This is a genomic window from Deinococcus ficus, from assembly GCF_003444775.1.
Lineage (GTDB): Bacteria > Deinococcota > Deinococci > Deinococcales > Deinococcaceae > Deinococcus > Deinococcus ficus.
Window position 1 is genome coordinate 2102897 of the sequence record NZ_CP021081.1, and the last position, 26749, is coordinate 2129645.

The following is a 26749-nucleotide window of genomic DNA, read 5'->3' on the forward strand; positions in this document are numbered from 1 at the left end:
GCTGCGCAAAGGGTGGCCGGGCCGCGTCTGCCCTAGCCGGCCGCGCCGCCTTTCGTGACGATGCCCTGCTCGCCGGCCCAGGTGGCGATGTCGTCCCCGCGGATGGCGGCGGCCATCAGGCCGGGGAAGTGGTCGGGCGTGCAGGCGAAGGCGGGGATGCCCATCGTGGTGAAGGTCCGGGCGACCCCGTGGTCGTAGCTGGGCGCGCCGTCGTCCGAGAGGGCCAGCAGGGCGATGACGTTCACGCCGGCGTCTTTGAGGGCGCGGGCGCGGGCCAGCATCTCGCGTTCGTTGCCGCCCTCGTACAGGTCGGAGATCAGCACCAGGATGGTCTGTTCGGGGTTCGTGATGGTGCCCTGCGCGTAGGCCAGGGCGCGGTTGATGTCGGTGCCGCCGCCCAGCTGAATGCCGTACAGGACGTCCACCGGGTCGTCCAGGTGTTCGCTGAGGTCGGCGACCTCGGTGTCGAAGGCGATCACGCGGGTGTTCACGGCAGGCAGGCTGGCCAGCACCGCGCCGAACACGCCGGCGTACACGACGCTGGAGGCCATGCTGCCCGACTGGTCCAGGCACAGCACGATGTCCCGCAGGGCGCGGCGTTTGCGCCCGTACCCCACGAGTTTCTCGGGGATGACGGTGTGGCGCTCCGGGAGGTAGTGGCGCAGGTTGCGGCGGATGGTGCCGTTCCAGTCGATCTCGCTGGGCCGGGGCCGGAAGTTGCGCTGGGCGCGGTTCAGGCTGCCGGTCACGGCGGCGCGGGTGGGTTCCTCCAGGCGGCGGGTCAGGTCGTCCACGACGCGGCGCACCACGGCGCGCGCGGCGTCCTTGGCCCGGGCGGGCATCACGCCCTTCAGGGACAGCAGGGTGCCGACCAGGTTCACGTCCGGTTCGACGGAGTCGAGCATCTCGGGTTCGAACAGCAGCTGCGTGAGGTTCAGCCGCTCGATGGCGTCCTGCTGCATCACGCGCACCACGCTGGCCGGGAAGAACTCGCGGACGTCGGCGAGCCAGCGGGCGACTTTCGGGGCGCTGCCGCCCAGCCCGCCGCGGCGCGGGCCGTCGGGCGTGTCGTACAGGCCGCTCAGGGCGGCGTCCATGCGCCTGTCCTCGATGTTCAGGGCGATCTCGGGGCCGCCGGCCTCGTCGGTCAGGCCGTCGGCGTCCCCGCCGCCCAGCACCAGCCGCCAGCGCCGCTGGCGTTCCGGGTCGGGCGTCATGCGTTCACCCCCAGGATTTTCAGGGTCAGCGGCACGACCCGCAGGGCGCGCTCCTCGTGCAGGGCGGCCGCGGCCAGAGGGGCCCGGCCATTGCCGCCGCGGAGCTGCCCGCCGATGGCGCGGCGTTCGGCCTTCTCGAAGCGGGAGAACACGCGCCGCAGCAGCGGCAGCACCTCCTGGAACACCGCGGCGTCCAGGCCGGTGAGCCAGCCGTCCAGCAGCGCCAGCAGGGCCGCGTCGTGAATCAGCAGGGTGCCGCTGTGGCCCAGGAAGCCGTCCAGCCACTCGGTCACGGCGAGCGGCGCGGCGGCGCCCAGCGCGACGCTCAGGCGGCGTTCCACCTCGGCAGGGTCCAGCTGCCCGGCGTCGCGCAGGCGGCGCACGGCGTCCCCGACCAGCAGGGGGTGGGCGTCCTCGCGGTCCGCGAGGCGGCGCAGGGCGGCCTGCCACTCGCTCAGGGCGGCCGGGTCGTCCAGCAGGCGCACGCTGGCGTCGCCGTCCTGCACGGCGCTCCTCAGGTCCTGCGCGGCGTCCCCGGCCAGACCCACGGCGGCGGTGGGGACGCCCACGCTGGCCCGGGTGAGCAGCGTGCGGAAGGTCGCCTCGGCGTTCAGATCGCGGTCGCCGTCCCGGCCACGGACGTCGCCGTACCGCGCGAGGCGGGCCAGGGGCGGCAGGGCACCCAGCAGGTCGGTCACGTCGGCGTTCAGGGCGGCGCGGGCGTTCAGGGCGTCCAGGGCGGGTGGCACGGCGGCCCGCAGGTCCGCGTACCGGACCGCTTCGAGCAGGGCCGTCAGGTCGCTCAGGCGGGCGCTGCCGTGCGCGCGTTCCACGGCGAGGGTGGTGGCGGCCTGTTCCACGGTCTGCCCGGCGCGGCTGGCTTCCACGAGCCGTACGCTGAACTCCGGTTTCCAGGCCAGCGCCCAGGCTTCCTTGAAGGTGCCGCGCCCGCCCGCGTGCCGTTCCTGCGCCCAGGGCACGTTCAGCAGGTTCAGGCGGTGAAACAGCGCGGAGCGGGCCAGGTCGGTGTCCTGCCGCAGGTCCAGGGTGAGGTCGTGCGGCTCGGCCTGCACCTTCAGCCGCAGGGTCTTCTGCAGCCGGGCGAGGTCCTGCGCGAGCGGCACGGTGGGGGTGTCTTCCGGCACGCGGCCCAGCGCCTCGCCCACGATCAGTTTCGCCTCCACCAGGCGCAGCGGCAGGTCGCTGTCCCAGCCGAACACGCTCAGGGTCGCCTCGTTCAGTTCGTCCAGGCCGGGCACGGCGCGGCCACGCAGGGCGGCCAGGGTGTTCGCCAGGCGGGTCGCCTCGATCACGCTGGCGCTGCTGGCGTCCAGGCGTTCGCCGCGCAGCAGCCGGGCGGCGCGCGCGAACCACCGTTCGGTGACGTGCTCGGGGGTGGTGAACAGGTGGTGGTAGTACCCGGGGGACCGGACGCCCGCGCTGTACCCGCTGCTGGCGCTCAGGCGGCCGTGCGTCCACGGCACCCAGGTGAGCGTGACCTTCGTTTTCGGCAGGCCGCGCAGCAGGGCGGCGTCCTCCCGGGCCCGGACCTGCGTGACGTCCAGGGCGGGGGCGTGCCACGCGCCGCACACCACGGCGATGCGCCCGAAGCCTTCTTTCTGCGCGGCGCGGATGGTCTGGCGCATGAAGGCCTCGCGCTGCGCCTCGTGGCCCCTGGCGGGCCCGGCGTCCGCGCGCACGGCGTGCATGGCCTCCAGGACCGCGCCGAACACGTCCAGGTCATGGCCGCGGGCTTCGACCAGCGTCTCCCACCACGGTTCGAAGTCGGCGTACCCGGCGGCGGCGGCCAGCAGCCTGAGCGGGTCGGTGCGCAGCTCCGTGTCGGGTTCGGGGGTGTCAGTGCCCACCAGCAGCCCCTCCGCTTCGGCGTCCAGGCGGTCTTCGGCGGTGGCGCCCACGGTGGCGCTGGCGGGGAGGTCCATGAAGCGGGCCGGCACGCCCGCCTGGGCCGCCCAGCGGAACGCCACGTATTCCGGGCTGAAGGCCGCGAACGGCCAGAAGGACGCGCGGGCGGGGTCGCCGGTGGCGTAGGCGAGCAGGGCCACCGGGGGCTCCAGGTCCTCGCGGGTCAGGAAGGGCAGCACCGCGTCGCCGTCGGCGGGGCCTTCCACCAGCAGCATGTCGGGCTGGAGGGCGCGCAGGGCGTGGTCCAGGCTGCGGGCGCTGCCGGGGCCATGGTGCCGGATGGGGAAGATGGAGACGGTCACGCGCCGGGCCTCGCGGGGTGGGGGTGTGGGGGGCAGGGGGTGGGCTGGGGCATGGGGTCCTTGGGGGAGCGGGGTGGCTTCCCGTTCAGATTAGGTCACCGCTTACGATTACGTCAATAACGTAATCACGCGGGCGTGTCCCTGCCCCCTGGCCGGGGAGGCATTCGGCTCCCGCCCGGCCGCTACAGTCCCCTTGACCCATCCAGGTCCACCCGGATGGCCCCTTTCCCCCCTCGCTCCCCCTCAAGGACGGACCGACCATGGAAGACAACCACGACCAGCTCGCCACCCTGCGGCAGATGCGCCAGCGCGCCGTGCAGGGCGGCGGGCCGGCCCGCATTCAGGCCCAGCACGCCCGCGGCAAGATGACCGCCCGCGAGCGACTGGCGCTGCTGCTCGACGAGGACTCCTTCCAGGAACTCGGCGCGCTCGCCACGCACCAGCAGACCGACTTCGGCATGGACCACCAGCGCTACCCCGGCGACGGCGTTGTCACGGGCTTCGGCAAGGTCAACGGCCGCCGCGTGGCGGTGTTCGCGCAGGATTTCACGGTGCTGGGCGGGTCCTTCAGCGAGGTGCAGGCGCAGAAGATCAGCCGCATCCAGGACCTCGCGCTGGCCAGCGGCATCCCGATCATCGGCCTGAACGACTCGGGCGGCGCGCGCGTGCAGGAGGGCGTGCGCAGCCTCGCGGCGTACGGGGAGCTGTTCGTGCGGAACGTGATGGCCTCCGGCGTGATCCCGCAGATTTCCCTGATCCTGGGGCCCTGCGCGGGCGGGGCGGTGTACTCCCCGGCCCTGACGGACTTCGTGATCATGGCCGAGGGCACCAGCAACATGTTCCTGACCGGGCCGGACATCGTGCAGGCCGTCACCGGCGAGCAGGTGACGGCCGAGACGCTGGGCGGCGCGTGGGTGCACAACTCGCGCAGCGGCGTGGCGCACTTCGTGACCCCCGACGAACAGGACGCGCTGGCGCTCACCAAGGTGCTGCTGGGCTACCTGCCGCAGAACAACCACGACGACGCCCCCCACCTCACGCCGCACGACTCGCCCGACCGCATGGACGAACGCCTGAACAGCGTGATTCCCGCCGACGACCGCGAGGCGTACGACATGCGGACCGTGCTCGGCATGATCTTCGACCCGGGCAGCCTGCTGGAAGTGCACGAGCACTACGCGAAAAACGCCGTGACCGCCTTCGCGCGCCTGGATGGCTACCCGGTGGGCGTCGTCGCCAACCAGCCGACCGTCCTGGCCGGCGCGCTGGACATCGACAGCAGCGACAAGATCAGCCGCTTCATCCGCATCTGCGACATGTACAACCTGCCGCTGATCACCTTCGTGGACTGCCCCGGGTACCTGCCCGGCACCGACCAGGAGCATCTGGGCGTGATCCGGCACGGCGCGAAGATCATCTACTCGTACTGCCAGGCGACCGTGCCCAAGATCAGCGTGGTGACCCGCAAGGCCATCGGCGGCAGTTACGTCGCCATGAGCAGCAAGCAGATGCGCAACGACGTGGCCTTTGCGTGGCCCACCGCGCAGATCGCCGTGATGGGCGCCGAGGGCGCCGCCCGGCTGCTCAACCGCGCCGCCATCGCGCAGGCCGACGACCCCGCCGGGGTCGAGGCGCAGTTCATCCGGGAGTACCGGGAGAAGTTCTTCAACCCGTACCGCGCCGCCGACCTGGGCCAGATCGACGAGGTGATCGAACCCCGCGAGACCCGGCCCCGGCTCATTCGCGCGCTGGAGGTCCTGCGGACCAAGGTGCAGGCCCAGGGCGTGATGCCCAAGAAGCACGGGCTCTTCCCGGTGTGACGCCATGACCACAGACCTCCAGTTCGGGCTTCAGCTCACCGTGGTCGGCATGGGCACCGTGTTCCTGCTGCTGGCCGTCCTGATGATTGTGCTCACCCTGATCGGGCGGCTGGACCGGCCGGCCGGCGGGGAAACCGTCCCCCCTCCCCTGCCGGACCACGCACCCGAGAGTCCGCCCGCCCCGGCCAAGCCCCCGGTCCTCCAGGTCCTGAGCGGCGGGCAGGACCTGGACGCGGACACGCTCGCGGCGATCGCGGTGGCCGTGATCACGCACCGCGACGTGCGGCGCCAGCAGGCCGCGCCGGTCATGCGCACCCACCAGCCCGGCAGCCTCCAGCACGCCAGCCGCTGGGTGACGCTGGGCCGCGCCCTGCAGAACCAGACGCCCCCCAAGAGGTAAGGGAAGATGCGACGCTACACCATCGAGATCAACGGGCAACCCCACGTCATCGACGTGACCGAACTCACCGCCGACACCTTCCAGGTCACGGTCGGCGGGCAGCAGGTGCAGGTGCGCCTCGCGGACCACGACGACCTGGCGGGCGCCGTGATCGCCCCGCACATCGAGCCCCCGCTGGCCCCTGGGCGGGCCGCCCCAGGGCTCTCCCCGGTGACCGTGCCCGCCAGCCCGCCCCCCGCGCCCGCCGCGCCGCGCGGCGCCGGCCCCCGGATGACGGCGCCCATGCCCGGCGTGATCCTGGCCGTGACCACCCGGGTGGGCGCCGACGTGAAACGCGGGGAGGAACTGCTGGTGCTGGAGGCCATGAAGATGAAGAACAGCCTCCAGGCGCCCCGGGACGGCCGCGTCGCAGAGATCTGCGTGGCGGAGAAGCAACAGGTGAAGTACGGCGACCCGCTGATCCGCTTCGAGGAGGGCTGAGACATGTCCCCCGACACGCTGCACAGCCTGTTGCAGGGCCTGAACGCCGTGACCTGGCAGTCGCTGACCATGATCGCCGTGGGCTGCGCGCTGATCTGGCTGGCGGTGAAAAAGGAGTACGAGCCGCTGCTGCTGCTGCCCATCGGGGCAGGCGCGGTCCTGGCGAACCTGCCGCTGTCGCCGCTGGTGGGCGAGGACGGCATGCTGCGCCTCCTGTACGACGTCGGCGTGGGGAACGAGCTGTTCCCGCTGCTAATCTTCATCGGGATCGGCGCGCTCACCGATTTCGGGCCGCTGCTGGAAAACCCGAAGATGGTGCTGCTCGGCGCCGCCGGGCAGTTCGGGATCTTCCTGACGCTGATCCTGGCGCTGCTGCTGGGCTTCACGCACAACGAGGCCGCCTCCATCGGGATCATCGGCGCCATCGACGGGCCCACCAGCATCTACGTGAGCGGCATGCTCGCGCCACACATGCTGGGGCCGATCACGGTCGCGGCGTACAGCTACATGGCGCTGGTGCCGATCATCATGCCCCCCATCATGCGGCTGCTGACCACGAAGAAGGAACGGCAGATCCGCATGCCGTACTCGCAGCGGACCATCAGCCCGCGCACCCGCGTCCTCTTTCCCATCGTGGTGACGCTGCTGGTCGGCACGCTCGTGCCGTTCGCCACGCCCCTGATCGGCATGCTGATGCTGGGCAACCTGATGCGCGAGTCCCGGGTGGTGGAGCGGCTCACGAGTGCGAGCAGCAACGAGGTCGCCAACGCCGTGACCCTCTTCCTGGGCCTGGCGATCGGCAGCACCATGGTCGGCGAGCAGTTCCTGAAGCTCAGCACCCTGGCGATCCTGGGCCTGGGCATCGTGGCGTTCGGGCTGGACACCGCCGCCGGGCTGCTGTTCGGGAAGCTCATGAACGTCCTGTCGGGCGGGAAGTTCAACCCGCTGATCGGCGCGGCCGGCATCAGCGCCTTCCCGATGGCGGCGCGGGTGGTGCAGAAGGTCGCCAGCGAGGACGACTTCGAGAACTTCGTCCTGATGCACGCCATGGGCGCCAACGCCGCCGGGCAGGTGGCATCGGTGGTGGCGGGCGGGGTGCTGCTGGCCCTGATGGGCGCCGGCGGGTAGGCGCGCTCAGTCGGCGGCGGGCAGGGTGAAGTGGAAGGTGGTGCCCTGCCCGATCGCGCTGTCCAGCCAGATGCTGCCGCCGTGGCGTTCCACGATGCGCCGCGCGATGCTCAGGCCGATGCCGCTGCCCTCGTACTGCTCGCGGGTGTGCAGCCGCTGGAAGATCGTGAAGATGCGGTCGTAGTACTCCGGGGCGATGCCGATGCCGTTGTCCTGCACGTCGAACTGCACGCGGCCGCCCTCGCGCACGGCGCGCACCTGAATGTGCGGCGCGCGGCCCGGCACGCTGAACTTCAGGGCGTTGCCGATCAGGTTCTGCATCACCTGCCGCACCTGCGTGCCGTCGGCCCGCACGGCCGGCAGGGGGTCCACGGCCAGCGTGCCGCCCCGCTGCGCGAACTGCGTGCCCAGGTCCTGCCGGACGTCATCCATCAGGCGGTTCATGTCCACCGGCTGCGGCGCGCGGCCCTGCGAGGTCACGCGGGAGAACGCCAGCAGGTCCTGAATGAGCTGGCTCATGCGGCGCGTGCCGTCGGTGATGTGCGCCACGTACTGCTGCGCGCGCGCGTCCCCGTGGTCCCCGTAGCGCCTGTTCAGCAGTTCCACGAAACTCGTCACGGTCCGCAGGGGTTCTTGCAGGTCGTGACTGGCGACGTACGCGAACTGCTCCAGTTCCCGGTTGCTGCGCTCCAGTTCCGCGGTGCGGCGCTGCAGGTCCTGCACGCCCTGCGCGCCCTCCAGCGCCAGGCCCAGGCTGCGCACCACCGTCTCCAGCAGCGCGCGGTCCGCGGGCGTCCAGGGGCGCAGGCTGTACAGCGCCACCGCGAACACCCCGCGCACGGCGCCCTCGGTGATGACCGGCAGGGTGGCGGTCGCGACGATGCCGAGCGCCAGGTCCCCCAGGCGGTCGGTGCCCGCGTCGTACTCGCTCTGGTAGTGCGGCAGGCGCGTCTGCTGCGGGATCCGCAGGTTCTGCGTCTCGTCGAACGGCAGCCCGGCATCCACCGCCGCCTGAAGGTCCGCGCGCAGGGTGCCCAGCTGCGCGCGGGCGCGCCACACGTTTCCGTCGGGTTCGTAGTACAGCGCCACGCCGGGCGGGAGCTGCGCCAGCACGACCTCCATGGCCCGGCGGATCAGGGCGTAGGGATCGGTCTGGAAACTGAGGTCCCGGGTGAGGTCCGCGAAGCCCTCCAGCGCCCGGGTGCGCGCCTCCAGTTCGGCGTTCTGGCGTTCCAGGCGGTGCGCGGCCTCGCTGCGTTCCAGCGCCAGACCCAGGCTGCGGCCCACCGCGCGGATGATCGCCTGCTCGCGCGGCGTCCAGTCCCGCGCGACCTGGGTGCCCAGGCCCAGCATGCCGCGCGGCTCGCCGTCCACGACGTACGGGTACATGGCGCCCGCGCCGTACATCCCGGAGTGCTCCACGCCCTCCCGCTCCGGTTCCCAGGCCGGCACGAGCACCAGCTGCCGGGTGCGCAGCGCCTCGGCGTAACTGGGCGCGTCCATGGGAATGCCCGCCCGGAGCGTGTCCGCGACCGGCACCGGGATCTCCGGGGACAGCACCCGGGCCTTCCAGAGTCCGCCTTCCAGGTCGTAGTAGGCGGCGCTGACCGGCCCCAGGGTGCGCTGCAGCACGTCGATGGCCTGCTGCGCCAGGGCGTGCACGTCCGTCAGGTCGGCGGCGGTTTCCGTGAACTGCACGAAGGCGTCCAGCGCGGCGCGTTCCACTTCCAGCGTGCGGGTGCGCTCCACCCGCTCGATGGCGCTGCCCAGGCTGCGGGTGATGCTTTCCAGCACCGCCCGGTCGGCGCGTGACCAGGGCAGCGGCGAGTTCAGGCCGAACGCGAACACGCCGCGCGGCTCCCCGCCGACCAGCATGGGAATGGTCGCCGTGGACTGCAGCTGCCCGACCGTCTCCCCTGTCAGGCGGTCCAGGGTCATGTCGTACGCCTGCTGGTACAGCGGCTGCCCGCTCTGCCAGGGAATCAGCAGGTTCTGCGTGTCCTCGAACGGCAGCCCGGCGTCCAGCAGGGCCTGCAGGCTGGGGCTGCCCAGGTCCCCCACCTGGGATTTCAGGCGCCACAGGCCGCCCTCGGGCTCGTAGTACACCGCGAACCCCTGCGGCAGCAGCGACTGCGCCAGTTCCTGCGCCCGGCGGATCAGGGCGTAGGGATCGGTCTGGAAGCTGAGGTCCCGGGTGAGGTCCGCGAAGCCCTCCAGCGCCCGGGTGCGCGCCTCCAGTTCGGCCGTCTGCCAGGCCGGGCTGTCGGGTTCAGGAACGGGGTGGGCTTCCGCCATCACGGCCTCGGCAGGTGCCGGGCCGGGGGGCGGGCGGGCGGTAAGCGGCGGGGCGGGCACCACATGACAGCCCAGCATACGGGCCCGGCCGGCGGCCCCGACAGACCCCCACCCGTGAGGAATTGTTCACGTACGGTCGAGTCCGCTCAGCTCACGGCGCGGCAGGCGCGGTACAGGTCCTTCCAGTCGTCGCGTTTCTTCGCGACGGTCTCCAGGTACTCGCGCCAGATCACGCCGTCCTGCACGGGGTCCTTGATCACGGCCCCGACCAGGCTCGCGGCGACGTCCTGCGCGCTGAGTTCCCCGCTGCCGAAATGCGCGGCCAGCGACAGGCCGTGGTTCACCACGCTGATCGCCTCGGCGGTGCTCAGGCTGCCGCTGGGGCTTTTCAGGCGGGTCTTGCCGTCCGCGGTCAGGCCGGAGCGCAGTTCCCGGAACACGGTCACGATGCGCCGCACCTCCTCCAGCGCGGGCGGCGCGGCCGGAATCTCCAGCCCGGCGGCCAGCTGCGCCACGCGCTGCGTCACGATGCGCACCTCGTCGTCCAGGCTGTCCGGGACCGGCAGCACCACCGTGTTGAATCGGCGTTTCAGGGCGCTGGACAGGTCGTTCACGCCCCGATCGCGGTTGTTCGCGGTGGCGATCAGGTTGAAGCCCCGCACCGCCTGCACCTCCGTGTTCAGTTCCGGCACCGGCAGCGTCTTTTCCGACAGCACCGTGATCAGCGTGTCCTGCACGTCGCTCTGCACGCGGGTCAGTTCTTCCAGGCGCGCGATCTTCCCGGTGCGCATGGCGCGCATCACCGGGCTTTCCACCAGCGCCGCCTCGCTGGGGCCCTCGGCCAGCAGCCGCGCGTAGTTCCAGCCGTAGCGGATGGCCTCCTCGCCCGTGCCGGCGGTGCCCTGCACCAGCAGGGTGCTGTCCCCGGAAATCGCGGCCGCGAGGTGCTCGCTCACCCAGCTTTTCGCGGTGCCCGGCACCCCGATCAGCAGCAGCGCCCGGTCGGTCGCCAGGGTCGCCACGGCGATCTCCATCAGGCGCCGGTCCCCGACGTACTTCGGCGTGACCGGCGTGTCCCCGGCCTGCCCGCCCATCAGGTACGTCAGGACCGCGTGCGGGCTGAGGTTCCAGCGGGGCGGCCGGGGCCGGTCGTCGTGCGCGGCCAGGGCGGCGAGTTCGTGCGCGTACGCCTGCTCGGCGTGCTGGCGGAGAACGTCGGGGGAAGCGGGGTCGGTCACGGTCGGGCTCCTTCGGTGGGGTGAAAGTCCTGCATCAGGCGGGCGCGGGTGTGGAGGGCCGAGGTGAGGTCGTCCCACATGCTCCGCGCGAACGCGGTGGCGTCCTCGGGCAGCGGGGCGGGGGGCGGGCCCAGCGGGTCGGCGCGCACGAGCAGCAGGGCGTGCAGGTCCCGCCAGGGCGCCGGCCAGGCGTAGGGGTACTCCACGCGGCGCAGGGACGCCGCGAGCCGCGGCAGCAGCGCGCCGGTCAGGTCGGCGGGCCAGGGGGCGGGCAGGTCGGGCAGCAGGGCGTGCAGGAGGTCGGTGTCGTGCGCGTGCAGGGCGTCCCGCGCCGCCTGAAGGGGATCGGTGGCGGCGAGGCGCCGCAGGGGCAGGGTGTCCTTCAGGTGGGGCACCAGGGCCTGCGCCAGCGCCGGGTGCGGCACGGCGAGCGCGGCGCGGCGCAGTTCCTCGTGCGCGTCCAGGTCCCCGGCCAGGGCGACCAGGGCGGGCGGGTCGAGGTGCAGGGCGCCCAGCAGCACGTCCGGGTGGGTGTGCGCGAGCACGTGCCACAGGAAGCCCTTGGCGGTGAGACCGGTCTCGAACCCGTCGCGTTTCAGGTCCGGGTCGGGTGGCGCGGGCAGGCGCAGGGCGGGCCGGCCGGGCACCGAGCCGTCCAGCGCGTGCGTGGCGCGGCGGGCCATGCGGGCGTTGAAGGCGCTGCCTGGAAGGCGTTGCAGCGCCCGGCGGGCGAGCGCCTGCACGTCCGCGCTGCGGTCGGGGAGGGCCGCGTCCAGCAGGGGTTCCAGGGCTGCGTCGGCCGGCGTGAGGGTGTCGTGCACGGCCTGCAGCAGGCGCCGGCGGACCGCGGCGCGCTCCGCGGTGAAGTGGTCGCGCAGCAGCGCCGCGGCCTGATCCGGCTCGGCGGCCCGCAGCGCGCGGAACAGGGCGTCCTTCTCGGCGTCGGTGGCGTCCAGCCACGCGTCCGGGTCGAAGGGGCGGGGCGTGAAGCGCCAGTCCGGGTGGAAGGCCGCCAGCCACGCACCTCTTTCCCCGAGCACGGGGGCGAGCAGGTCGCGCAGGTCCATGCGCTGCCGGGCGGCGTCCAGCAGGTCCGGCAGGACCTCCGGCGGGACGCGGCAGCCGGCGCGGGCGCACAGGGTCAGCCATTCGGGCAGCAGGGGCGTGTCCAGCAGCAGCGGCAGGTGCCGCGCGGCGCGGGCGGGCGCCTCGGGGCGGCTCTCAGCGGGGGCCGGGGCGGGCAGCGGACCGGGGGCGGCCGGGGCCGCGCGGCCCGCCACGGCAGCCAGTCCGGTCAGGCCGGCGCGGGCCAGCAGGGTGCCTTCCGGGTCGCGGCCGGTCACGCGGTTCAGGGCGTCCGCGAGGGGCGTGCCGGCGTGGGCCGGCGGGGTGGTGCGGGCGGTGCCGACCAGGGCGGCGGCCAGCAGGGCCTGGGCGTCCGTCATGGGCGGGCCTCCGCGCGCACGGAGGTCACGCGGCCCGGCGTGAGATGGCCCGGCGCCAGGTGGCTCAGGGGCGTGAAGGTGTGCCCGGTCCACTCGCCGTACAGCGTGAGGGGCGCGCCGCCGCTCACGGCCATCAGGGTCAGCTGGGCCCGTTCGCTGCCGCCCAGCGGCAGGGCGTGTCCGGCATCGTCCACGGCGTGCCAGGGCTCGCCGGGCAGCAGCCGCACCGGGCCCAGGGCGTAGGCGGCGCGCTCCAGCCAGGGGTTGCGGCCCAGCAGGGTGGCGTGGCGGTCCAGCAGGGCGTCCACGCTCAGGCCGGCCGGGAGGGCCTCGGCGGGGCGATACTCGGTGGCCTCGCCGCGCAGCACCGCCCGCTGCGGGGTGGCGGAGGGCGCGAACACGAGCTCCGCCTGCACGCTCTGCCCGGTGGGCAGGCCGGGCGGGAGGGGCCGGCCCCCGGCGGCGAAGTCCAGCAGCAGGGCGGTGTGGCCGGCGCGCTCCAGCCAGGTGCGGCGGGTGGTGAGGTGGTCTTCCTGGCTGGTGCTCTGGCCCAGCACGGTCCAGCGGCCGCTGACGCCGGGTTCCGCCTGAAGACCCGCCTGGTCCAGCGGGAAGCCCAGGGCGGCGCGCAGGTCCGCGAGTTCGGGCGGGGTGAGGCCGGCGCGGTGGGTCCAGCCCTCGCACAGCAGGGCCAGCCAGCCCAGGTGGGCAAGGAGCGCGGCGGGGTCGCCCAGCAGTTCCGGGATGCGGCGCACGTGGCGGGCGGCGCCGGGCGCCTGGGCGTCCACGAGGCGGGCGGCCTGGGTGTCCCAGTCGCTGTAGGGGCGGGCGCTGGCGTGGGCCAGGCCGTCCCGGACGAGGTCTTTCAGGAACACGTGCAGGGCGGCGAGGCCGCTCTCGACCTTGCGTTCGCGGGCGGCGCGGCGCCGGGCCTGCGCGGCGGGGTCGGGGGCCGGGGTGGGGGCCGTCCCGGCCGGGTCGGGGGTGCCGGCGGCCTTCTCGGCGCGGGTCTGCCGGCCGGCCAGCCAGGTCTGGAGGCTTTCGGGGGCGGCGGCCGTGCCGAAGTCGCCGGGGTGCGCGGCGTGCAGGAGCATCAGGGCGAGGCCGTGCTTGCAGGGGAATTTGCGGCTGGGGCAGCTGCAGCGGCTGACGGGGCCGCTGGGGTCCACGCCCGTCAGGTAGGGGTCCTTGCCGCTGCCCTGGCACTCGCCCCAGAGCAGGCCGCCGGCGTGGTTGAGGTGCTGCCATTTGACCGGGGTGGCGAGTTTGCGGGCGCTGGCGGCGCTGCCCGGGTCGGGGGCGAGGGCGAGGATGGTGTCGGGGGTCAGGGTGGGGGTCATGGTGGAGTGGGGAAGCGCGGCCACGCAATTACGTTATGAGCGTAATTGTAGGGGAGGCACCTTGAATGCGCAAGCCCCGCTCTACAGGGCAGGGGGCACGCCCCACCGGACGCGCCCCCGCCCGCTCCCGACGCCTTACTTGATCACGATCTCCTTTTCCCAGCGCATGCTCTTGGCGTGGGCCTTGTTCGTCTTCTCGCCCGGGCCGACCGCCATCAGCAGTTTCGCGCCCTTCCCGGCCGTGAGCACCGCGTCCTGCTTGTCGCCGGTGTTCAGCTTGCGGCTGAACTCCACCGTGAAGGTGTCCCCGCTGATCTTCCCGGCCTTCGCGGCGATGTTGTCCTTGCCGCCTTCCTCGGTGTCCAGTTTCGGCGCGCCAGTCTTCTTGACCTGCACCATGTCCATAGCATTCAGCTTCCCGTCTTCCATCACGAACATGTACATGTCCGCGCCGGTCTTCTTCTCCCCGCTGGGGTCCAGGCCGATGCCGATCCAGCCGTCCGTCCTGGCGCTCACGCCGAAGTAGATGGTGTCGCCCACCACGCGCCAGCTCACGCTCATGCCCTTCTCGGGTTCCTTGAAGGTGCTGCTGTACTCCCCGGCGCCGATCACGCCGTCCACCTTCGGGGCGGCCTGCGCCAGCGCGGCGGTGGCGGTCAGGGCGGCGGCGGTCAGGGCCAGTTTCACGGGGGTGTTCATACGTGACCTCACTTCTGGGTGTCCAGGTCGGACAGCGGATGGGCGGAGTCGGCAGCGGACAGGCCGGCGGGGTCCAGGGCGGGCAGCAGGCTGCACAGCAGCCCCGTGAACCCGATGTGCGCGAACGCGGCGGCGGCCAGCACCGGGCGGGTGCCCTCGAAGGCGTCTTTCAGGCCCTGCGCGGTCCAGCTGACGTCGCCCTCGAAGTTGAAGACCAGGTGGAAGGTCGCCCCGGCCAGCCCGGTGACCATGTTCAGCACGCTGAACACCACGAACAGGGTCCGGACCGGCGCGCTGCGCGGGAAGAACAGGAACAGCACGGTCAGCAGGGCGCTGGGCAGCGCGACCAGGAACGGAATCCGGGACTGCCAGGAGTCCAGCCAGTGCCCCAGCACCCACAGGTCGAAGGGATAGAACAGGAAGCCCAGCAGCATCAGGCCCAGGAAGACGCTGCGCAGGAAGTTCGAGACGTGCGCCGCCTCGGCGGGCGCGTTCAGCGTGAAGCGCGCCTGGGGGGCCGCCGTGCGGGCGGCGGGGTCGTGCGTGATGCGGGTCATGGGCCCTCCCTCACTTCGCCCGGTACAGGCACAGCAGCCCGGTCAGGCCGATGTGCGTGAAGGCCAGCGGCGCCAGCACGGGGCGAGTGCCTTCCAGCGCCTCGGTGGTCGCCTGGAACGCCCAGTCCACCTCGCCCTCGAAGTTGAAGAACAGGTGGTAGAAGGTGCCGGCCAGGCCGGTCACGGTCATGACCACCATGACCGCCAGGAACGCCGTGCGCACCCAGCCGGTGCGGCGGCCCAGCAGCACCAGGCCGGTCAGGATGAAGGTCAGCAGCAGCGCCAGGTACGGCCACCTGCTGCTGGGGCTGTCCAGCCAGTGACCCAGCAGGCTGATTTCCAGCATGTACAGCGGCGCGGCGATGAAGTTGAACAGCAGGAAGGCGGTGCGCACGCCCTCCAGCCGCTTCTGAAGGTCCGTCGGAGCTTGTCGGAACGCCTGAATCATGAACACCGTCCAGGGGGCAGATCAGGAAGGGAGGGCCAGGGCCGGCTCAGCGCACTACGGCCCCGACCTCTGCGCGCAGGCTCGGCAGCGGGGAAACGCGGAATTGAGTCTCATAGGGGCGACTCCTGTGGAGTGTCTCGACGTTAATTTGACGTCTAAAGCAGCGCTGACCGTGTTGTATAGCCCCCTTTCGCGCGCCTCAAGTACAACCGTACCGGCGCTCACCTTCCGCGGGCCGCCCCCAAACGGAGGGGGTGCCGCCCCGCACCCCGGCGAAGCGGCACCCCGGTCCGGACGCGCCCTAGCCCAGCAGCGCCCCGTACTTCCCGCGCAGGTACGCCAGGTACGGCTCCACGTTCATGGGCTGCCCGGTGGCCTGCACCACCATCTCCGCCGGGCGCAGCATCCGCCCGTGCCGGTACACGTTCTCCCGCATCCAGCCCAGCAGGCGGCTGAAGTCCCGCCGCGCGAAATCGCCCTTCAGGCCCGGGTTCGCCGCCTCGGCCGCCGCGAAGAACTGCGCGCTCAGCACGTTCCCCAGCGTGTACCCCTGGAACGCCCCCCCTGGGCCGCCCGCGAACCAGTGCACGTCCTGCAGCACGCCGTCCACGTCACTGGGGGCGCGCTGCCCCAGGTTCGACTCGTACGCCGCGTGCCACGCGTCCGCGAGGTCGGCGACCGCCAGCCGGCCCGACAGCAGGTCCCGTTCCAGGCCGTAGCGGGTGATGACGTGCAGGTTGTACGTGAGTTCGTCGGCGTCCACGCGGATCAGGCTGCGGGACACCACGTTGCTCGCGCGGTACATCTCCTCTTCGGTCACATCGCCCAGCGCGTCCGGGAAGGTGTCCCGCAGGTCCCCGAAGTACGCTGCCCAGAATTCTCTGCTGCGGCCCACGAGGTTCTCCCACATGCGGCTGCTGCTCTCGTGCACCCCGGCGCTCACGCCCCCGCCCAGCGGCGTGCCCAGGAAGTCCTCCCGGACGTTCTGCTCGTACAGGGCGTGCCCGGCCTCGTGCAGCGTGCTGTACAGCGCGTCGATGGGGTCGTGTTCCTTCACGCGGGTGGTGATGCGGGTGTCCCGTTCGCCCAGCCGGGTCATGAACGGGTGGTGCGTGAGGTCCTGGCGGCCCTGGGCGAAGTCGTACCCGTACTGCCGGATCACGTCTTCCCCGAAGCGCAGCTGCGCCTGGGCCGGGTAGTGGCGGTTCAGGAAGTCCGTGCGGGGCGGGCCGGCGGCGATCACCGAGTCCGCCAGCGGCACCAGCGCGGCGCGCAGCTCGCCGAACACGGCGTCCACCTGCGCGGCCGTCATGCCCTCGTCGCTCTGGTCCACGAAGTAGTCCATGGGGTCGGCGAACTCCGGGAAGTACCCGGCGGCCTGCACGTTCAGGTCCAGGGACTTTTCCAGGTACGGAATCATGCGCGCGAAGTCGTTGCCGGGCCGGGCCTGCGTCCAGGCGCTGTACGACTCGCCGAAGTGCCGGCTGCGTGCCTGCACGAACGCCGACGGGAAGCGCGTGGCCCGCTCGAAGTCCTTGCGGGCCACCTCGACCATCCGCGCCTGCTCCGGCGAGAGGTCCGTGCGGGCGGCGGCCGCGTCCAGCAGGCGGCCGTACGCGTCGTCGGTGGCGCGGGCGTGGCGGATGCCGGACAGCAGGGCCTTCTGCCGCGCCCGGCCACCCGCGGCCGCGGGCGGCAGGTACGTGCTCTGGTCCCAGTTCAGCAGCGCCAGGGTGCCGTTCAGGTCCGCGAGGTCCTGCCAGCGAGAGGTCAGGTCCGCCCACACCGCGTCGGTTGTCGTCATGCGCCCCAGGCTAGCGTGCCGCCCCCGCGCCTGCCGTGCGCCATCTGGCGGGTCGGGGCGCCCCGCAAAGCGCCGACGCGCCGCCCGGCTGTTGCCCGCCATGCTGAAGGCATGAACGACACGCAGCTTTCCAAGCGCCTCGCGTACCTGCTGCGGCACGCCCCGCACGAGGCCGGCCTGACCCTGGAACCCGGCGGGTGGGTGCCGCTCGCGCCCGTGCTCGCGCACCTGCGGGTCCGGCGGGAGGACGTCGAGCGGGTGGTCGCCAGCAGTGACAAGGGGCGCTTCGCGCTGCAGGGCGAGCGCATCCGTGCGAACCAGGGGCACAGCGTGCCCGTGGACCTGCACCTCGCGCCGCTGGCGCCGCCCGCCACGCTGTACCACGGCACGCACCCCGGCGCCCTGGACGCCATCCGCGCCGGGGGCCTGCGCCCCATGAACCGCCACCACGTGCATCTGTCCGCCGACCCGGCCACCGCCCGCACGGTGGGCGCGCGGCGCGGCCCCCCCGTGATCCTGACCGTGGACGCCGCCGGCCTGCACGCCGCCGGGCACGCCTTCTACCGCTCGGAGAACGGCGTGTGGCTTACGGCGCACGTGCCGCCCGCGTTCCTGCACTTCCCGGTAGCCTGAAGGCATGAACCTCACCGCGGCCCGCACTGCCCTGAACACCGCCCGGCGCGTCGCCGTGCTGACCGGCGCGGGCGTGAGCGCCGAGAGCGGCATCCCCACATTCCGGGACGCGCAGACTGGCCACTGGGCGCGCTTCCGGCCCGAGGACCTCGCCAGTCCCGGCGCGTATCGCCGCGACCCGGACACCGTGTGGGAGTGGTACGCCGGCCGCTACCGCGACGTGCTGCGCGCCCACCCGAACCCGGCGCACCACCACCTCGCGCAGCTGGAGCGGCAGAAGGGCGCGGGCTTCTTCCTGGCGACGCAGAACGTGGACGGCCTGCACGCCCGCGCCGGCAGCGGCACGCACGGCGGGCAGCTCGTGGAACTGCACGGGAACCTGATCAGCGCCCGGGACGAGGTGACCGGCGAGACTTTTCCCCTGCCCCACCCGGATGCGCTGATCACGCCGCCCGTCTCCCCGCGCGGACACCGCATGCGCCCGAACGTCGTGTGGTTCAGCGAGTTCCTGCCGGAAGACGCCCTGGAAGCCGCGCAGGCCGCCTTCGCGGAGGCGGACGTGGCGCTGGTGGTCGGCACCAGCGGCGTGGTGTACCCGGCCGCCGGCCTCGCCCTGGAGACGCTGCGGCAGGGCGGCGTGGTCATCGAGGTGAACCCGGAGGCCACGGAACTGACCGAGCGGATGACCTTCAGCCTGCGTGACACCGCCTCACGCGGGCTGGCCGCCCTGCTGGGCGGCTAGGGCATCCCGCCACACCCCGACGTGGTCGCGGATTAGGGCGCCGCTCAGGTCCTCGGGACGGGGCAGGTCGGCCGCGCCGAACCAGCCGGTCTCCAGCACCTCCTCCGGCTGGGGGGTGAGCGGGCCGGTCCAGCCGTGCGCGCGGTACAGCACGCTGACGTAGTCCACCACGTCCCCGTGCGGGTACGTGAAGCGGTACGCGGCCCCGGCGGAAAGCGCGAGCGGTTCCAGGGCCGTCACGGTCAGGCCGGTCTCCTCGTGGGCCTCGCGGCGGGCGCAGGCCTCGAAGCTCTCGCCGGGTTCCAGGCTGCCGCCCGGCAGGGTCCAGAGCCCGGTGCCGGCGTGCCGGAGCAGCAGCAATCGCCCCGCGTCGTCGGTGATCAGGACGTTCGCGCCCGGCGCGAAGAGCGGCCGCGGCCCGACCAGCCGGCGCAGGGCCAGCAGGTGCGAGCCGACGGGCGGCGGGGAGGGCACGGGTTGCAAGGGAAGCCCGGCCAGCCCCGCCCGGGCGCGCAGGACGCTCAGGCTGGCGCGGTTGGTGTTGCTGCTCAGCTCCGGCAGGGCGTCCAGCGGGAACCACTGCAGGTCCAGGGTCTCGCCGCTGTCGTCCGGCTGTGCCCCGGCCAGCGCGGCGGCCGGCAGGTGCCCGTGCGCGCGGGCGCCGACCATGTACACCTCGTGGCCGTTCGGGTAGCGGTGGTGGAACTCCGGGCCGCTCACCAGCCCCTGGGCCAGCGGCAGCAGGCGCAGGTCCGGGCAGCGCAGGCCGGTTTCCTCGAACAGTTCCCGGTGCGCGGCGGTCAGAAAGTCCTCACCAGGGTTCAGGCCGCCGCCCGGCGTGCCCCACCGGCCGTCGTCGCCGCGGCGTTGCAGCAGCACGCGGCCCGTTTCGTCCTGAAGCAGCACGCTCACGCCCACGGACAGCAGCGGACGGTTTCCCCACACGGCCCGCAGGTTCAGGAGGTCGCTCATGGCCCGCAGCGTACGCGGCCCGCCCTGGCCGGGCCATCCGCCGGAAGGTGGAGCGGGCCCCTCAGCGCAGCGCGTCCAGCAGCCGGGCGATGTCTTCCTCGGTGGTGTAGTGGGCGATGCTGGCGCGCACCACGCCCTCCGGGTAGAGGTTCAGGTCAGTCAGGGGCTGCACGGCGTAGAAGTGCCCGCTGCTCACGTCCACCCCCTGGTCGCTCAGGTGCAGGCCGGTCTGGGTGGGCGTCTGGCCGTTCACACGGAAGGCGACCGTGCCCACGCGGCCCTGCGCGTCCTGCGGGCCGTACACGGTGACGTCCGGCAGGGCCAGCAGGCCGTTCAGGAGTGCATCCGCGACCGGGGTTTCCAGGGTGTGAATGTGCCCGTAGGCGCCCACCAGGGCCTCGCGGGTCAGGGTGTCGGCGCCGCCCAGTTCCCGCAGGTAGTCCAGCGTGCCCAGCCACCCGGCGAGCAGTTCGAACGAAGGCGTGCCGTGCTCGATGCTGGCGATGTCGGCCGGGTCGAAGAAACTGAGTTTCGGCCAGGGCAGGTGCCCGCGCAGGTCCCCGCGCACCCACAGGCTGCCCAGGTGCGGGCCGAACACCTTGTACGGGCTGAAGGTCACGAAGTCCGCCCCCCAGGCCTGCACGTCCGGCAGGGTGTGCGGCGCAGCGTGCACGGCGTCCACGACCGTCCAGGCGCCCGCAGCGCGGACCTGCGCGGTGATGGCGGGCAGGTCCGGGGCGACGCCCAGTACGTTGCTGGCCGCCGTGACCGCCACCAGCCGCGTGCGGGCGGACAGCAGCGCCGCGAGGTCGTCCGGGTGCAGCCGCATGTCGGGCTGCCGGGCGTGCCACACGTGCACCTTCACGCCCACGCGCTCCAGTTCCCGCCAGGGGCTGGCGTTCGCCTCGTGCTCCAGGCCGGACACGATCACCTCGTCCCCGGGGCCCCACAGGCGCGCGAACGCCGCGCTCAGGCGGAAGGCGAGGGTGGTGGCGCTGGAGGCCAGGGCGACGTCCTGCGGGTCGGCGTTCAGGAACACGGCGGTCGCCTCGCGCGCCTGCCGGCGCAGGTCCGCGAGCATCCGGCCGGGGGCGTGCACGGCGGAGGCGTTCGTGGCGCCGTAGCGGGTGAGGTGGGCGGTGACGGCGTCGATGGTGCGCTGCGGGAGCAGGCCGCCGGCGGCATTGTCCAGGTACGCCCGGCCCTGGTGCAGGGCGGGGAACTGCGCGCGCAGGGCGGTCTGGTCGGGGGTGCGGGGCATACGGCAGTGTAGGGCGGCGCCCGCGCGGGGGGTCTGCGAATGTTGAACAGCGTCCACTTGCGGGTGGGGCGGGTGGCGTAGGCTGACGGTGGCCCGCCCCGCTGCGGTGGTGCGGGCTGCTTCCTTCGGGGCGGGGTGTGATTCCCCACCGGCGGTGATGCTGCCAAGCAGCTCAGCCCGCGAAGCCCGCGCAAACTGCTTCACGCGCAGGCCCGATTCGGTGCGATTCCGAAGCCGACGGTATTCCGGCCAGCATGCTGCGCCGGTCAGTCCGGATGAGAGAAGGAGGACCGTCACCCCGCCCACCCCGGCGGGTGGCGACAACGTATGCAGACAGGCAATGGTCCACCCGTTCGGGTGGAGGGGCCTTTCGCGTGTGACGCCGCGTTCATGACGCAGGCGCTCGCGGAGGCCAGGACAGGCATGGGCCGCACCAGCCCCAACCCCCCGGTGGGCTGCGTGATCGTGCAGGACGGCGAGGTCGTGGGCCGCGGCGCCCACCCCCGCGCCGGAGAGGCGCACGCGGAGGTGTTCGCGCTGCGGGAAGCCGGCGTGCGGGCCCGCAGCGCCACCGCGTTCGTGACGCTGGAACCGTGCAGTCATCACGGGCGCACGCCGCCCTGCGCGGACGCCCTGATCGCCGCGGGCGTGCGGCGCGTGGTGGTGGCCGCCCTGGACCCGAACCCGCAGGTGGCAGGCCGCGGCGTGGCCCGGCTGCGGGCCGCGGGCGTGGACGTGCAGGTGGGCGTGGGCGAGGCCGAGGCGCTGCGCCAGCAGGCGGGCTTCCGGTCGCTGGTGGTGCGCGGCCGGCCGTGGGTGGTGTTCAAGTACGCCATGACCCTGGACGGCCGGGTGGCGGCGTGCGGAGAGGGCAACGGCCGGGTATCCGGCGCGGAAGCGCGGCGGCGCGTGATGGTGTGGCGGAATGAGCTGGACGCCGTCGCGGTGGGCCGCGGGACGGTGGCGCTGGACGACCCGGCCCTGACGACCCGGGATCTTCCGGGCGGGCGGCATGCGCGGCCGGTGGTGTTCGACCGCTCCGGCCGGGCGCCAGTGACCGCGCAGGTGGTGCGGCCCGGCGGCGTGCTGGTCACGGCCCCCGGCGTGGCGGCCGCGCCGTTCGAGAAGCGCGGCATGACCGTGCTGCACGCGGACACCCTGCCAGACGCCTTGAGCGGGTTGGGGGCGCTGAATGTCGCCTCCCTGCTGCTGGAAGGCGGACCCACCCTGGCGGGCGCGTTCCTGGCCGCCGGACTGGTGGACGAGGTGCGGACCTTCATCGCGCCGAAGCTGCTGGGCGCGGGGCTGTCCCCGCTGACCGGCCCGAGTCGCCCGATGGCGTTGGCGCAGGAACTCAGGGACGTGACCACGGAAGTGGTCGGCCCGGACCTGCTGATCACGGGCTTTCTGAATGACATCCCGCGTCTGGACGCGGGAGGGAGGAACTGAGATGTTCACGGGAATCGTGGAACAGGTGGGCCGCGTGGCTCACACGGCAGCGCAGGGCGGGAACCTGACCGTATCCATCGAGCCGGCGCGGATGTGGAGTGACCTGGCGCTGGGCGAGTCCGTCGCGTGCAGCGGCACGTGCCTGACCGTGACCGGCTGGGACGAGCGCGCCTTCACGGTGGACCTGAGCCGGGAAACGCTGGCGAAAACGGCCCCGCACTGGCAGGCGGGCCGGGAACTGAACCTGGAGCGCGCCATGACCGCGCAGGCGCGGTTCGGGGGGCACATCGTGAGCGGGCACGTGGACGGCGTGGGCGAGATCCTGAGCGTGGACGCCCAGCCCGGCGCGTACACCATGCGCGTGCGGGCGCCCCGCGGCATGGCGAAGTTCCTCACGCCGAAAGGCAGCATCACCGTGGACGGCGTGAGTCTCACGCTGGTGGACGTGGGCGGCCCGGCCGGCAGCCGCCCGGAGTGGCCGGCAGAGGAATTCACGCTGTGGCTGGTGCCGCACACGCTGGAGGTCACCACCCTGAAGCACTGGGTGGCGGGCACGCGCGTGAACCTGGAGGCCGACCAGATCGCCAAGTATGTGGAGCGGCTGCTGGCCGTGCGGGCACTGGAGGTCCTGGCATGAGCCTCTCCCCCATTCCCGAACTGCTGGAGGAACTGCGCGCGGGCCGGCCGGTGATCGTGGTGGACGACGAGGGCCGCGAGAACGAGGGCGACCTGCTGATGCCCGCCGGGGCCGCGACGCCCGAATGGGTGAACTTCATGGCGCGCGAGGGCCGCGGCCTGATCTGCGTGACGCTGCCCCCGGAGCGGGCGGCGGCGCTGAACCTCACACCGATGGTCGGGTCCAGCACGGACCCGAACGGCACGGCGTTCACCGTCAGCGTGGACCATGTGAGCAACAGCACCGGGATCAGCGCCTTCGACCGGGCCGCCACGATCGCCGCGCTCGTCCGCGATGACGCCACGCCGGACGAGTTCCGCCGGCCCGGGCACATCTTTCCGCTGGTGGCGCGGCCGGGCGGGGTGCTGCGCCGCGCCGGGCACACCGAGGCTGGCTGCGACCTGGCGCGGCTGGCGGGGTTCGCGCCGCTGGGCGTGATCTGCGAGATCATGGGGGACTCGGGCGAGATGTCGCGCCTGCCGGACCTGCTGGTCTTCGCGGAGAAGCACGGCCTGAAGGTGGGCAGCATCGCGGACCTGATCGCCTACCGCCTGGCGCACGACCCCTTCATGGAGGTCGCGGCCGAGGCGCGGCTCCCGACCCGCTTCGGGGAGTTCCGGCTGGTGGGCTTTCAGGACACGCTGAGCGGCGCCGAGCACGTGGCCCTGGTGATGGGTGAGGTCACACCGGAGCCGCTGCTGGTGCGGGTGCACAGCGAGTGCCTGACCGGGGACGCCTTCCACAGCCTGAAGTGCGACTGCGGCCCGCAGCTGGACGCCGCCATGCAGGCCATCGCGCAGGAGGGCCGCGGGGCGGTGATCTACCTGCGGCAGGAGGGGCGCGGCATCGGGCTGCTGAACAAGATCCGCGCGTACGCCCTGCAGGACCAGGGGGCGGACACCGTGGACGCCAACCTGAAACTGGGCCTGCCGGCCGACGCCCGCGATTTCGGGATCGGCGCGCAGATGCTGCACCTGCTGGGCGCGCGGGACCTGCGCATCATGACCAACAACCCCCTGAAACTGCACAGCCTGAGCGGCTTCGGCCTGAACGTCGTGGAGCGCGTGCCGCTGCACGTGGGCCACACGCACGAGAACGCCGCGTACCTGCAGACGAAACGCGACCGCATGGGGCACCTGTGACCCCACGGCCCACCCTGATCCTAAGGAGAACCCGATGAACCGTATTGAGGCCCACCTGCTCGCCACCGACCTGAAGTTCGCCGTCGTCAGCACCCGCTGGAACCACCTGATCGTGGACCGCCTCGTCGAGGGCGCCGAGCTGGCGTTCGTGCAGCACGGCGGCGACACCGCCAACCTGGACCACTTCGTGGCGCCCGGGTCCTTCGAGGTGCCCCTGATCGCCCGCCAGCTCGCGGAAACCGGCCGGTACGACGCGGTGGTGTGCCTGGGCGCCGTGATCAAGGGCGACACCGACCACTATGATTTCGTGGCGGGCGGCGCCGCGAACGGCATCCTGAACTCGTCGCTGCACACCGGCGTGCCCATCGCGTTCGGGGTGCTCACTACCGACACCGTGGAGCAGGCCCTGAACCGCGCGGGCATCAAGGCCGGGAACAAGGGCGGCGAGGCGGTGCTGGCCATGATCGAGACGGTGAATCTGCTGAAACAGGTGCGCGCGAAAGTCTGAGCCCTCCGGTGCAGGCGGCCCCCGGTGACCGCGGGCCGCCTGCTTCTGTTCCCCGGGGGCGCCGCGCCACCCGCGCGGGAACAGTCGCGGGGCGGGGGCGCGCGTACACTGGCGGGCATGACGGGACGAGCAAGGCGGGCGGCAGACACGGTGCGGCCGGCCCCGCAGGAGGAACGCGGGGACGTGCAGGACACCATCGACCTTCAGGACTTCCTGAAGCTGCGCGGCGTGGTGGAAACCGGCGGCGAGGCGAAATTCCGCGTGCAGGGCGGCGAGGTCCGCCTGAACGGCGAGGTGGAGACGCGCCGGCGCAAGAAGCTGCGGCGCGGCGACGTGGTCGAGTATGCCGGGCACGTGCTGAAGGTGGACTTCTGATGGGGTACTGCGAGGACGTGCAGGAATTCCGGGACCGCAAGGACGCGCACTTCCGGACCGGCAAGGGCCCCATTCCGGAAGACGTGCTGGACGAGTTCACGGGCCTGAGTTACTACGGCGCGGACCGCGGCATGAGTTACGTCCTGCCCCTGACCCGCGCGGCCCTGGACACCAGCGCGGAGTTCACGCTGGAGACGAACACCGGCGAGCCGCGTGTCATGGCGTGCTACGGCACGGTGACGGTGCCGATGCTGGAAGGCGAGTACACCCTGAGCGTGTTCGCGCCGCTGGGTGAGGACGCGCCGCAGCGGGTGTTCATTCCGTTCCGGGACGCCACGAGCGGCAACGAGACGTACGGCGCGGGCCGCTACCTGGACGCGCCCGTCGCGCAGGACGAGGCCGGGAACCCCATCGTGAACGTGGACTTCAACATGGCGTACCACCCGTACTGCGCGTACAGCGACGGCTGGACCTGCCCGCTGCCCCCCCGGGAGAACTGGCTGCCGGAGGCGGTGCGGGCCGGAGAGCGGCTGCCCGTGCAGGCGAACTGACCGTGCCCGGCGTGGTCGCGGTGATCGGCGCGGCCGGCCGCACGGGCCGGCACGTGGTCCGACTTGCCCACGCGGCCGGGTACGCCGTGCGGGGCCTGGTGCGCACCGCGGAGCAGGCGCAGGCGGTGCAGGCGCTGGGCGCCGTGCCGGTCTATGGGGACCTGAAAGTCGAGTGGGAGGCGGTGCTGGACGGCGCGGACGCGGTGGTCTGGTGCGCCGGGACCGGCCGGGACAGCACGTCCACCGAGATCGGCCGGGACGCCCTGATCGCCGTGGCCCGGCGCCTCATGGCGCGCGGCCCGCGCCGGCTGCTGGTGGTGAGCAGCAAGAGCGCCGACCACCCCGAGCGGGTGCACCCGGCGCTGGGGGACGCCCTGCGCGCGAAGGCCGTGTCAGACGCGTTCGTGCGGGGCTCCGGCCTGGAGTGGACCATCGTGCGGCCCGGCGGCCTGACGGACGAGCCGGGCACGGGGCAGGTGACGGTCGGCATGGACCTCCCGGGCGGCAAGATCGCGCGCGAGGACGTCGCGGCGGTGCTCGTCGCCTGCCTGGAGGACCCACGCACGGTGGGCCAGCAGTTCGAGGTGTTGGGCGGGGAGCAGGCCATTGCGGCGGCCCTCGCCTGCCTCAGCGCGCGATGACGGCGTAGGAGAGGTCGTCGGGGGCCACCCCGGCCTGAAGCAGGGCGTCCCGGCAGGCGATCAGGGTGTGGCCGGTCGTGAGCACGTCGTCCACCAGGAGGAGCGGGCCCCGCGGCAGCTCCCGGGCGTTCACGGTGAAGGCGCCGTGCAGGTCGTCGCGGTCGGCGGCGTGCTGCCGGGCCTGCTGCCGCGTGGCGCGGGTGCGGGTCAGGGCGGCGTGGACCGGCAGGCCGTGGGGCCGGGCGATGGCGCGGGCGAGCAGGTCGGCTTGGTTGAAGCCGCGCTGCCTCTGCCGGGCGGCGTGCAGCGGCACGGGGATCACCGCCTGAATATTCCAGTGTGCGGGCAGGCCGTCGGCCAGGGCCCCGCCGAGCACGCCGGCGAGGTCGCGGACACCGGTGAACTTCAGTTCCCGCACGGCGCGGCGGTTCACGCCGGCGTACCGTCCCAGGGTGATCAGGTGCGGGGCGGGCGTGGCGCGCAGGGGGCTGTGCGTCTCCAGCCGGACGTGCAGGCCCGCGCGGCAGGGGGCGCACAGGCCCGCGGCCCGGCCGAGCTGCTGCCCGCAGCCGGGGCAGGCGTGGGGAATCAGCGCGCGCAGCAGGCCGGTGAGGGCGGCGGGAAGGGCAGGAGCCGGGCGACCGGGCCGCTCCGGGGCGGCAGAGACGGAAGAGGAGGCGGGCAACCGGGTCATGCGGGC

The 26749-nt window shown here is 72.9% G+C and carries 26 protein-coding genes and 1 riboswitch; of the genes, 13 read left to right on the top strand and 13 right to left on the bottom strand.

Features of this window, described 5'->3' with window-relative positions:
• Positions 1–32: 32 nt before the first annotated feature.
• Complete coding sequence (locus DFI_RS10190; protein ID WP_027463034.1) at positions 33–1217, bottom strand: VWA domain-containing protein; 1185 nt, start codon at positions 1215–1217, stop codon at positions 33–35.
• Positions 1214–3445 (bottom strand): DUF5682 family protein, encoded by a 2232-nt coding sequence (locus DFI_RS10195; RefSeq protein WP_027463035.1) that lies wholly within the window; start codon positions 3443–3445, stop codon positions 1214–1216. Before DFI_RS10195 ends, DFI_RS10190 begins: the two co-directional genes overlap by 4 nt.
• Positions 3446–3705: 260 nt before the next feature.
• On the opposite strand from DFI_RS10195, the gene DFI_RS10200 reads away from it, so the two are divergent.
• The 4 genes from DFI_RS10200 to DFI_RS10215 are packed head-to-tail and all read left to right on the top strand — an operon-like array spanning position 3706 to position 7273.
• Complete coding sequence (locus tag DFI_RS10200) at positions 3706–5265, top strand: acyl-CoA carboxylase subunit beta (RefSeq protein WP_027463036.1); 1560 nt, start codon at positions 3706–3708, stop codon at positions 5263–5265.
• A 4-nt stretch (positions 5266–5269) separates the two neighbouring features.
• The gene (locus DFI_RS10205; protein WP_027463037.1) at positions 5270–5665 is read left to right on the top strand and encodes an OadG family protein; all 396 of its coding nucleotides are present in this window, start codon (positions 5270–5272) and stop codon (positions 5663–5665) included.
• A gap of 6 nt (positions 5666–5671) precedes the next feature.
• Positions 5672–6145, top strand: coding sequence for an acyl-CoA carboxylase biotin carboxyl carrier protein subunit (locus DFI_RS10210; RefSeq protein ID WP_027463038.1), 474 nt, complete (start codon positions 5672–5674; stop codon positions 6143–6145).
• Positions 6146–6148: 3 nt separating this feature from the next.
• A complete protein-coding gene (locus DFI_RS10215; RefSeq protein ID WP_027463039.1) occupies positions 6149–7273 on the top strand; it encodes a sodium ion-translocating decarboxylase subunit beta in 1125 nt (374 codons plus the stop codon).
• A 6-nt stretch (positions 7274–7279) separates the two neighbouring features.
• Here the strand turns inward: DFI_RS10215 and DFI_RS10220 are convergent, their stop codons facing one another.
• From DFI_RS10220 to DFI_RS10255, 8 genes are all read right to left on the bottom strand, one after another.
• Complete coding sequence (locus DFI_RS10220; RefSeq protein WP_051307782.1) at positions 7280–9631, bottom strand: ATP-binding protein; 2352 nt, start codon at positions 9629–9631, stop codon at positions 7280–7282.
• Positions 9632–9714: 83 nt separating this feature from the next.
• On the bottom strand, positions 9715–10806 hold the full coding sequence (locus DFI_RS10225) for an ATP-binding protein (RefSeq protein ID WP_027463040.1): 1092 nt from the start codon (positions 10804–10806) through the stop codon (positions 9715–9717).
• Positions 10803–12251: a DUF5691 domain-containing protein gene (locus DFI_RS10230; protein ID WP_051307784.1), complete on the bottom strand. Its 1449-nt coding sequence runs from the start codon at positions 12249–12251 to the stop codon at positions 10803–10805. The genes DFI_RS10225 and DFI_RS10230 overlap by 4 nt, the downstream gene beginning before the upstream one ends.
• Positions 12248–13615: an SWIM zinc finger family protein gene (locus DFI_RS10235; RefSeq protein WP_244940263.1), complete on the bottom strand. Its 1368-nt coding sequence runs from the start codon at positions 13613–13615 to the stop codon at positions 12248–12250. The genes DFI_RS10230 and DFI_RS10235 overlap by 4 nt, the downstream gene beginning before the upstream one ends.
• A gap of 111 nt (positions 13616–13726) precedes the next feature.
• Entirely contained in the window at positions 13727–14290 is a 564-nt protein-coding gene (locus DFI_RS10240; RefSeq protein ID WP_022801383.1) for a DOMON domain-containing protein, read from the bottom strand.
• Between the two features lie 8 nt (positions 14291–14298).
• Positions 14299–14847: a hypothetical protein gene (locus tag DFI_RS10245; protein ID WP_022801382.1), complete on the bottom strand. Its 549-nt coding sequence runs from the start codon at positions 14845–14847 to the stop codon at positions 14299–14301.
• Between the two features lie 10 nt (positions 14848–14857).
• Positions 14858–15295, bottom strand: a complete 438-nt coding sequence (locus DFI_RS10250) for a hypothetical protein (protein WP_027463042.1) — start codon at positions 15293–15295, stop codon at positions 14858–14860.
• A 301-nt stretch (positions 15296–15596) separates the two neighbouring features.
• Entirely contained in the window at positions 15597–17099 is a 1503-nt protein-coding gene (locus DFI_RS10255) for a carboxypeptidase M32 (RefSeq protein ID WP_027463043.1), read from the bottom strand.
• A 111-nt stretch (positions 17100–17210) separates the two neighbouring features.
• Here DFI_RS10255 and DFI_RS10260 point away from each other — a divergent pair, with 111 nt between their 5' ends.
• Positions 17211–17732 carry an RNA 2'-phosphotransferase gene (locus DFI_RS10260; protein WP_027463044.1) on the top strand — a complete coding sequence of 174 codons (522 nt, stop codon included), beginning with the start codon at positions 17211–17213 and terminating at the stop codon, positions 17730–17732.
• A 4-nt stretch (positions 17733–17736) separates the two neighbouring features.
• Positions 17737–18474 (top strand): Sir2 family NAD-dependent protein deacetylase, encoded by a 738-nt coding sequence (locus DFI_RS10265; RefSeq protein WP_027463045.1) that lies wholly within the window; start codon positions 17737–17739, stop codon positions 18472–18474.
• On the opposite strand, the gene DFI_RS10270 is transcribed toward DFI_RS10265, so the two are convergent.
• Together DFI_RS10270 and DFI_RS10275 are read right to left on the bottom strand one after the other, a co-directional pair.
• Positions 18442–19446, bottom strand: a complete 1005-nt coding sequence (locus tag DFI_RS10270) for an NUDIX domain-containing protein (protein ID WP_051307786.1) — start codon at positions 19444–19446, stop codon at positions 18442–18444. The two genes, DFI_RS10265 and DFI_RS10270, sit on opposite strands and share 33 nt — an antisense overlap.
• Before the next feature lie 61 nt (positions 19447–19507).
• Entirely contained in the window at positions 19508–20707 is a 1200-nt protein-coding gene (locus DFI_RS10275) for a cysteine desulfurase-like protein (RefSeq protein ID WP_027463047.1), read from the bottom strand.
• Between the two features lie 117 nt (positions 20708–20824).
• A riboswitch (FMN riboswitch) is annotated at positions 20825–20998 on the top strand.
• 99 nt (positions 20999–21097) lie between these two features.
• Between DFI_RS10275 and ribD the strand changes: the two genes are divergently transcribed.
• The 7 genes from ribD to DFI_RS10310 all read left to right on the top strand — a co-directional run bounded on the left by ribD (position 21098) and on the right by DFI_RS10310 (position 26049).
• The gene (gene ribD / locus DFI_RS10280; protein ID WP_043778152.1) at positions 21098–22156 is read left to right on the top strand and encodes a bifunctional diaminohydroxyphosphoribosylaminopyrimidine deaminase/5-amino-6-(5-phosphoribosylamino)uracil reductase RibD; all 1059 of its coding nucleotides are present in this window, start codon (positions 21098–21100) and stop codon (positions 22154–22156) included.
• Between the two features lies 1 nt (position 22157).
• The gene (locus DFI_RS10285) at positions 22158–22793 is read left to right on the top strand and encodes a riboflavin synthase (RefSeq protein WP_027463049.1); all 636 of its coding nucleotides are present in this window, start codon (positions 22158–22160) and stop codon (positions 22791–22793) included.
• The gene (locus DFI_RS10290) at positions 22790–23974 is read left to right on the top strand and encodes a bifunctional 3,4-dihydroxy-2-butanone-4-phosphate synthase/GTP cyclohydrolase II (protein WP_027463050.1); all 1185 of its coding nucleotides are present in this window, start codon (positions 22790–22792) and stop codon (positions 23972–23974) included. Before DFI_RS10285 ends, DFI_RS10290 begins: the two co-directional genes overlap by 4 nt.
• Positions 23975–24008: 34 nt before the next feature.
• Complete coding sequence (gene ribH / locus DFI_RS10295) at positions 24009–24482, top strand: 6,7-dimethyl-8-ribityllumazine synthase (protein ID WP_022801372.1); 474 nt, start codon at positions 24009–24011, stop codon at positions 24480–24482.
• A 117-nt stretch (positions 24483–24599) separates the two neighbouring features.
• Positions 24600–24857, top strand: coding sequence for an RNA-binding S4 domain-containing protein (locus tag DFI_RS10300; protein ID WP_051307788.1), 258 nt, complete (start codon positions 24600–24602; stop codon positions 24855–24857).
• A complete protein-coding gene (locus DFI_RS10305) occupies positions 24857–25408 on the top strand; it encodes a DUF1684 domain-containing protein (RefSeq protein ID WP_027463052.1) in 552 nt (183 codons plus the stop codon). Before DFI_RS10300 ends, DFI_RS10305 begins: the two co-directional genes overlap by 1 nt.
• Positions 25409–25410: 2 nt before the next feature.
• The gene (locus DFI_RS10310) at positions 25411–26049 is read left to right on the top strand and encodes an SDR family oxidoreductase (protein WP_162145418.1); all 639 of its coding nucleotides are present in this window, start codon (positions 25411–25413) and stop codon (positions 26047–26049) included.
• On the opposite strand, the gene DFI_RS10315 is transcribed toward DFI_RS10310, so the two are convergent.
• Entirely contained in the window at positions 26036–26743 is a 708-nt protein-coding gene (locus tag DFI_RS10315; protein WP_338030617.1) for a ComF family protein, read from the bottom strand. The two genes, DFI_RS10310 and DFI_RS10315, sit on opposite strands and share 14 nt — an antisense overlap.
• Positions 26744–26749 lie beyond the last annotated feature (6 nt).

Coding starts and splice junctions, on each gene's coding strand:
- DFI_RS10255 (WP_027463043.1), bottom strand. CDS start 17,099: ATGACGACAACCGACGCGGTGTGGGCGGACCTGACCTCTCGCTGGCAG.
- DFI_RS10305 (WP_027463052.1), top strand. CDS start 24,857: ATGGGGTACTGCGAGGACGTGCAGGAATTCCGGGACCGCAAGGACGCG.
- DFI_RS10275 (WP_027463047.1), bottom strand. CDS start 20,707: ATGCCCCGCACCCCCGACCAGACCGCCCTGCGCGCGCAGTTCCCCGCC.
- DFI_RS10270 (WP_051307786.1), bottom strand. CDS start 19,446: ATGAGCGACCTCCTGAACCTGCGGGCCGTGTGGGGAAACCGTCCGCTG.
- DFI_RS10210 (WP_027463038.1), top strand. CDS start 5,672: ATGCGACGCTACACCATCGAGATCAACGGGCAACCCCACGTCATCGAC.
- DFI_RS10300 (WP_051307788.1), top strand. CDS start 24,600: ATGACGGGACGAGCAAGGCGGGCGGCAGACACGGTGCGGCCGGCCCCG.
- DFI_RS10315 (WP_338030617.1), bottom strand. CDS start 26,743: ATGACCCGGTTGCCCGCCTCCTCTTCCGTCTCTGCCGCCCCGGAGCGG.
- DFI_RS10240 (WP_022801383.1), bottom strand. CDS start 14,290: ATGAACACCCCCGTGAAACTGGCCCTGACCGCCGCCGCCCTGACCGCC.
- DFI_RS10245 (WP_022801382.1), bottom strand. CDS start 14,847: ATGACCCGCATCACGCACGACCCCGCCGCCCGCACGGCGGCCCCCCAG.
- ribD (WP_043778152.1), top strand. CDS start 21,098: ATGACGCAGGCGCTCGCGGAGGCCAGGACAGGCATGGGCCGCACCAGC.
- DFI_RS10290 (WP_027463050.1), top strand. CDS start 22,790: ATGAGCCTCTCCCCCATTCCCGAACTGCTGGAGGAACTGCGCGCGGGC.
- DFI_RS10205 (WP_027463037.1), top strand. CDS start 5,270: ATGACCACAGACCTCCAGTTCGGGCTTCAGCTCACCGTGGTCGGCATG.
- DFI_RS10250 (WP_027463042.1), bottom strand. CDS start 15,295: ATGATTCAGGCGTTCCGACAAGCTCCGACGGACCTTCAGAAGCGGCTG.
- DFI_RS10215 (WP_027463039.1), top strand. CDS start 6,149: ATGTCCCCCGACACGCTGCACAGCCTGTTGCAGGGCCTGAACGCCGTG.
- DFI_RS10230 (WP_051307784.1), bottom strand. CDS start 12,251: ATGACGGACGCCCAGGCCCTGCTGGCCGCCGCCCTGGTCGGCACCGCC.
- DFI_RS10190 (WP_027463034.1), bottom strand. CDS start 1,217: ATGACGCCCGACCCGGAACGCCAGCGGCGCTGGCGGCTGGTGCTGGGC.
- DFI_RS10200 (WP_027463036.1), top strand. CDS start 3,706: ATGGAAGACAACCACGACCAGCTCGCCACCCTGCGGCAGATGCGCCAG.
- DFI_RS10265 (WP_027463045.1), top strand. CDS start 17,737: ATGAACCTCACCGCGGCCCGCACTGCCCTGAACACCGCCCGGCGCGTC.
- ribH (WP_022801372.1), top strand. CDS start 24,009: ATGAACCGTATTGAGGCCCACCTGCTCGCCACCGACCTGAAGTTCGCC.
- DFI_RS10260 (WP_027463044.1), top strand. CDS start 17,211: ATGAACGACACGCAGCTTTCCAAGCGCCTCGCGTACCTGCTGCGGCAC.
- DFI_RS10285 (WP_027463049.1), top strand. CDS start 22,158: ATGTTCACGGGAATCGTGGAACAGGTGGGCCGCGTGGCTCACACGGCA.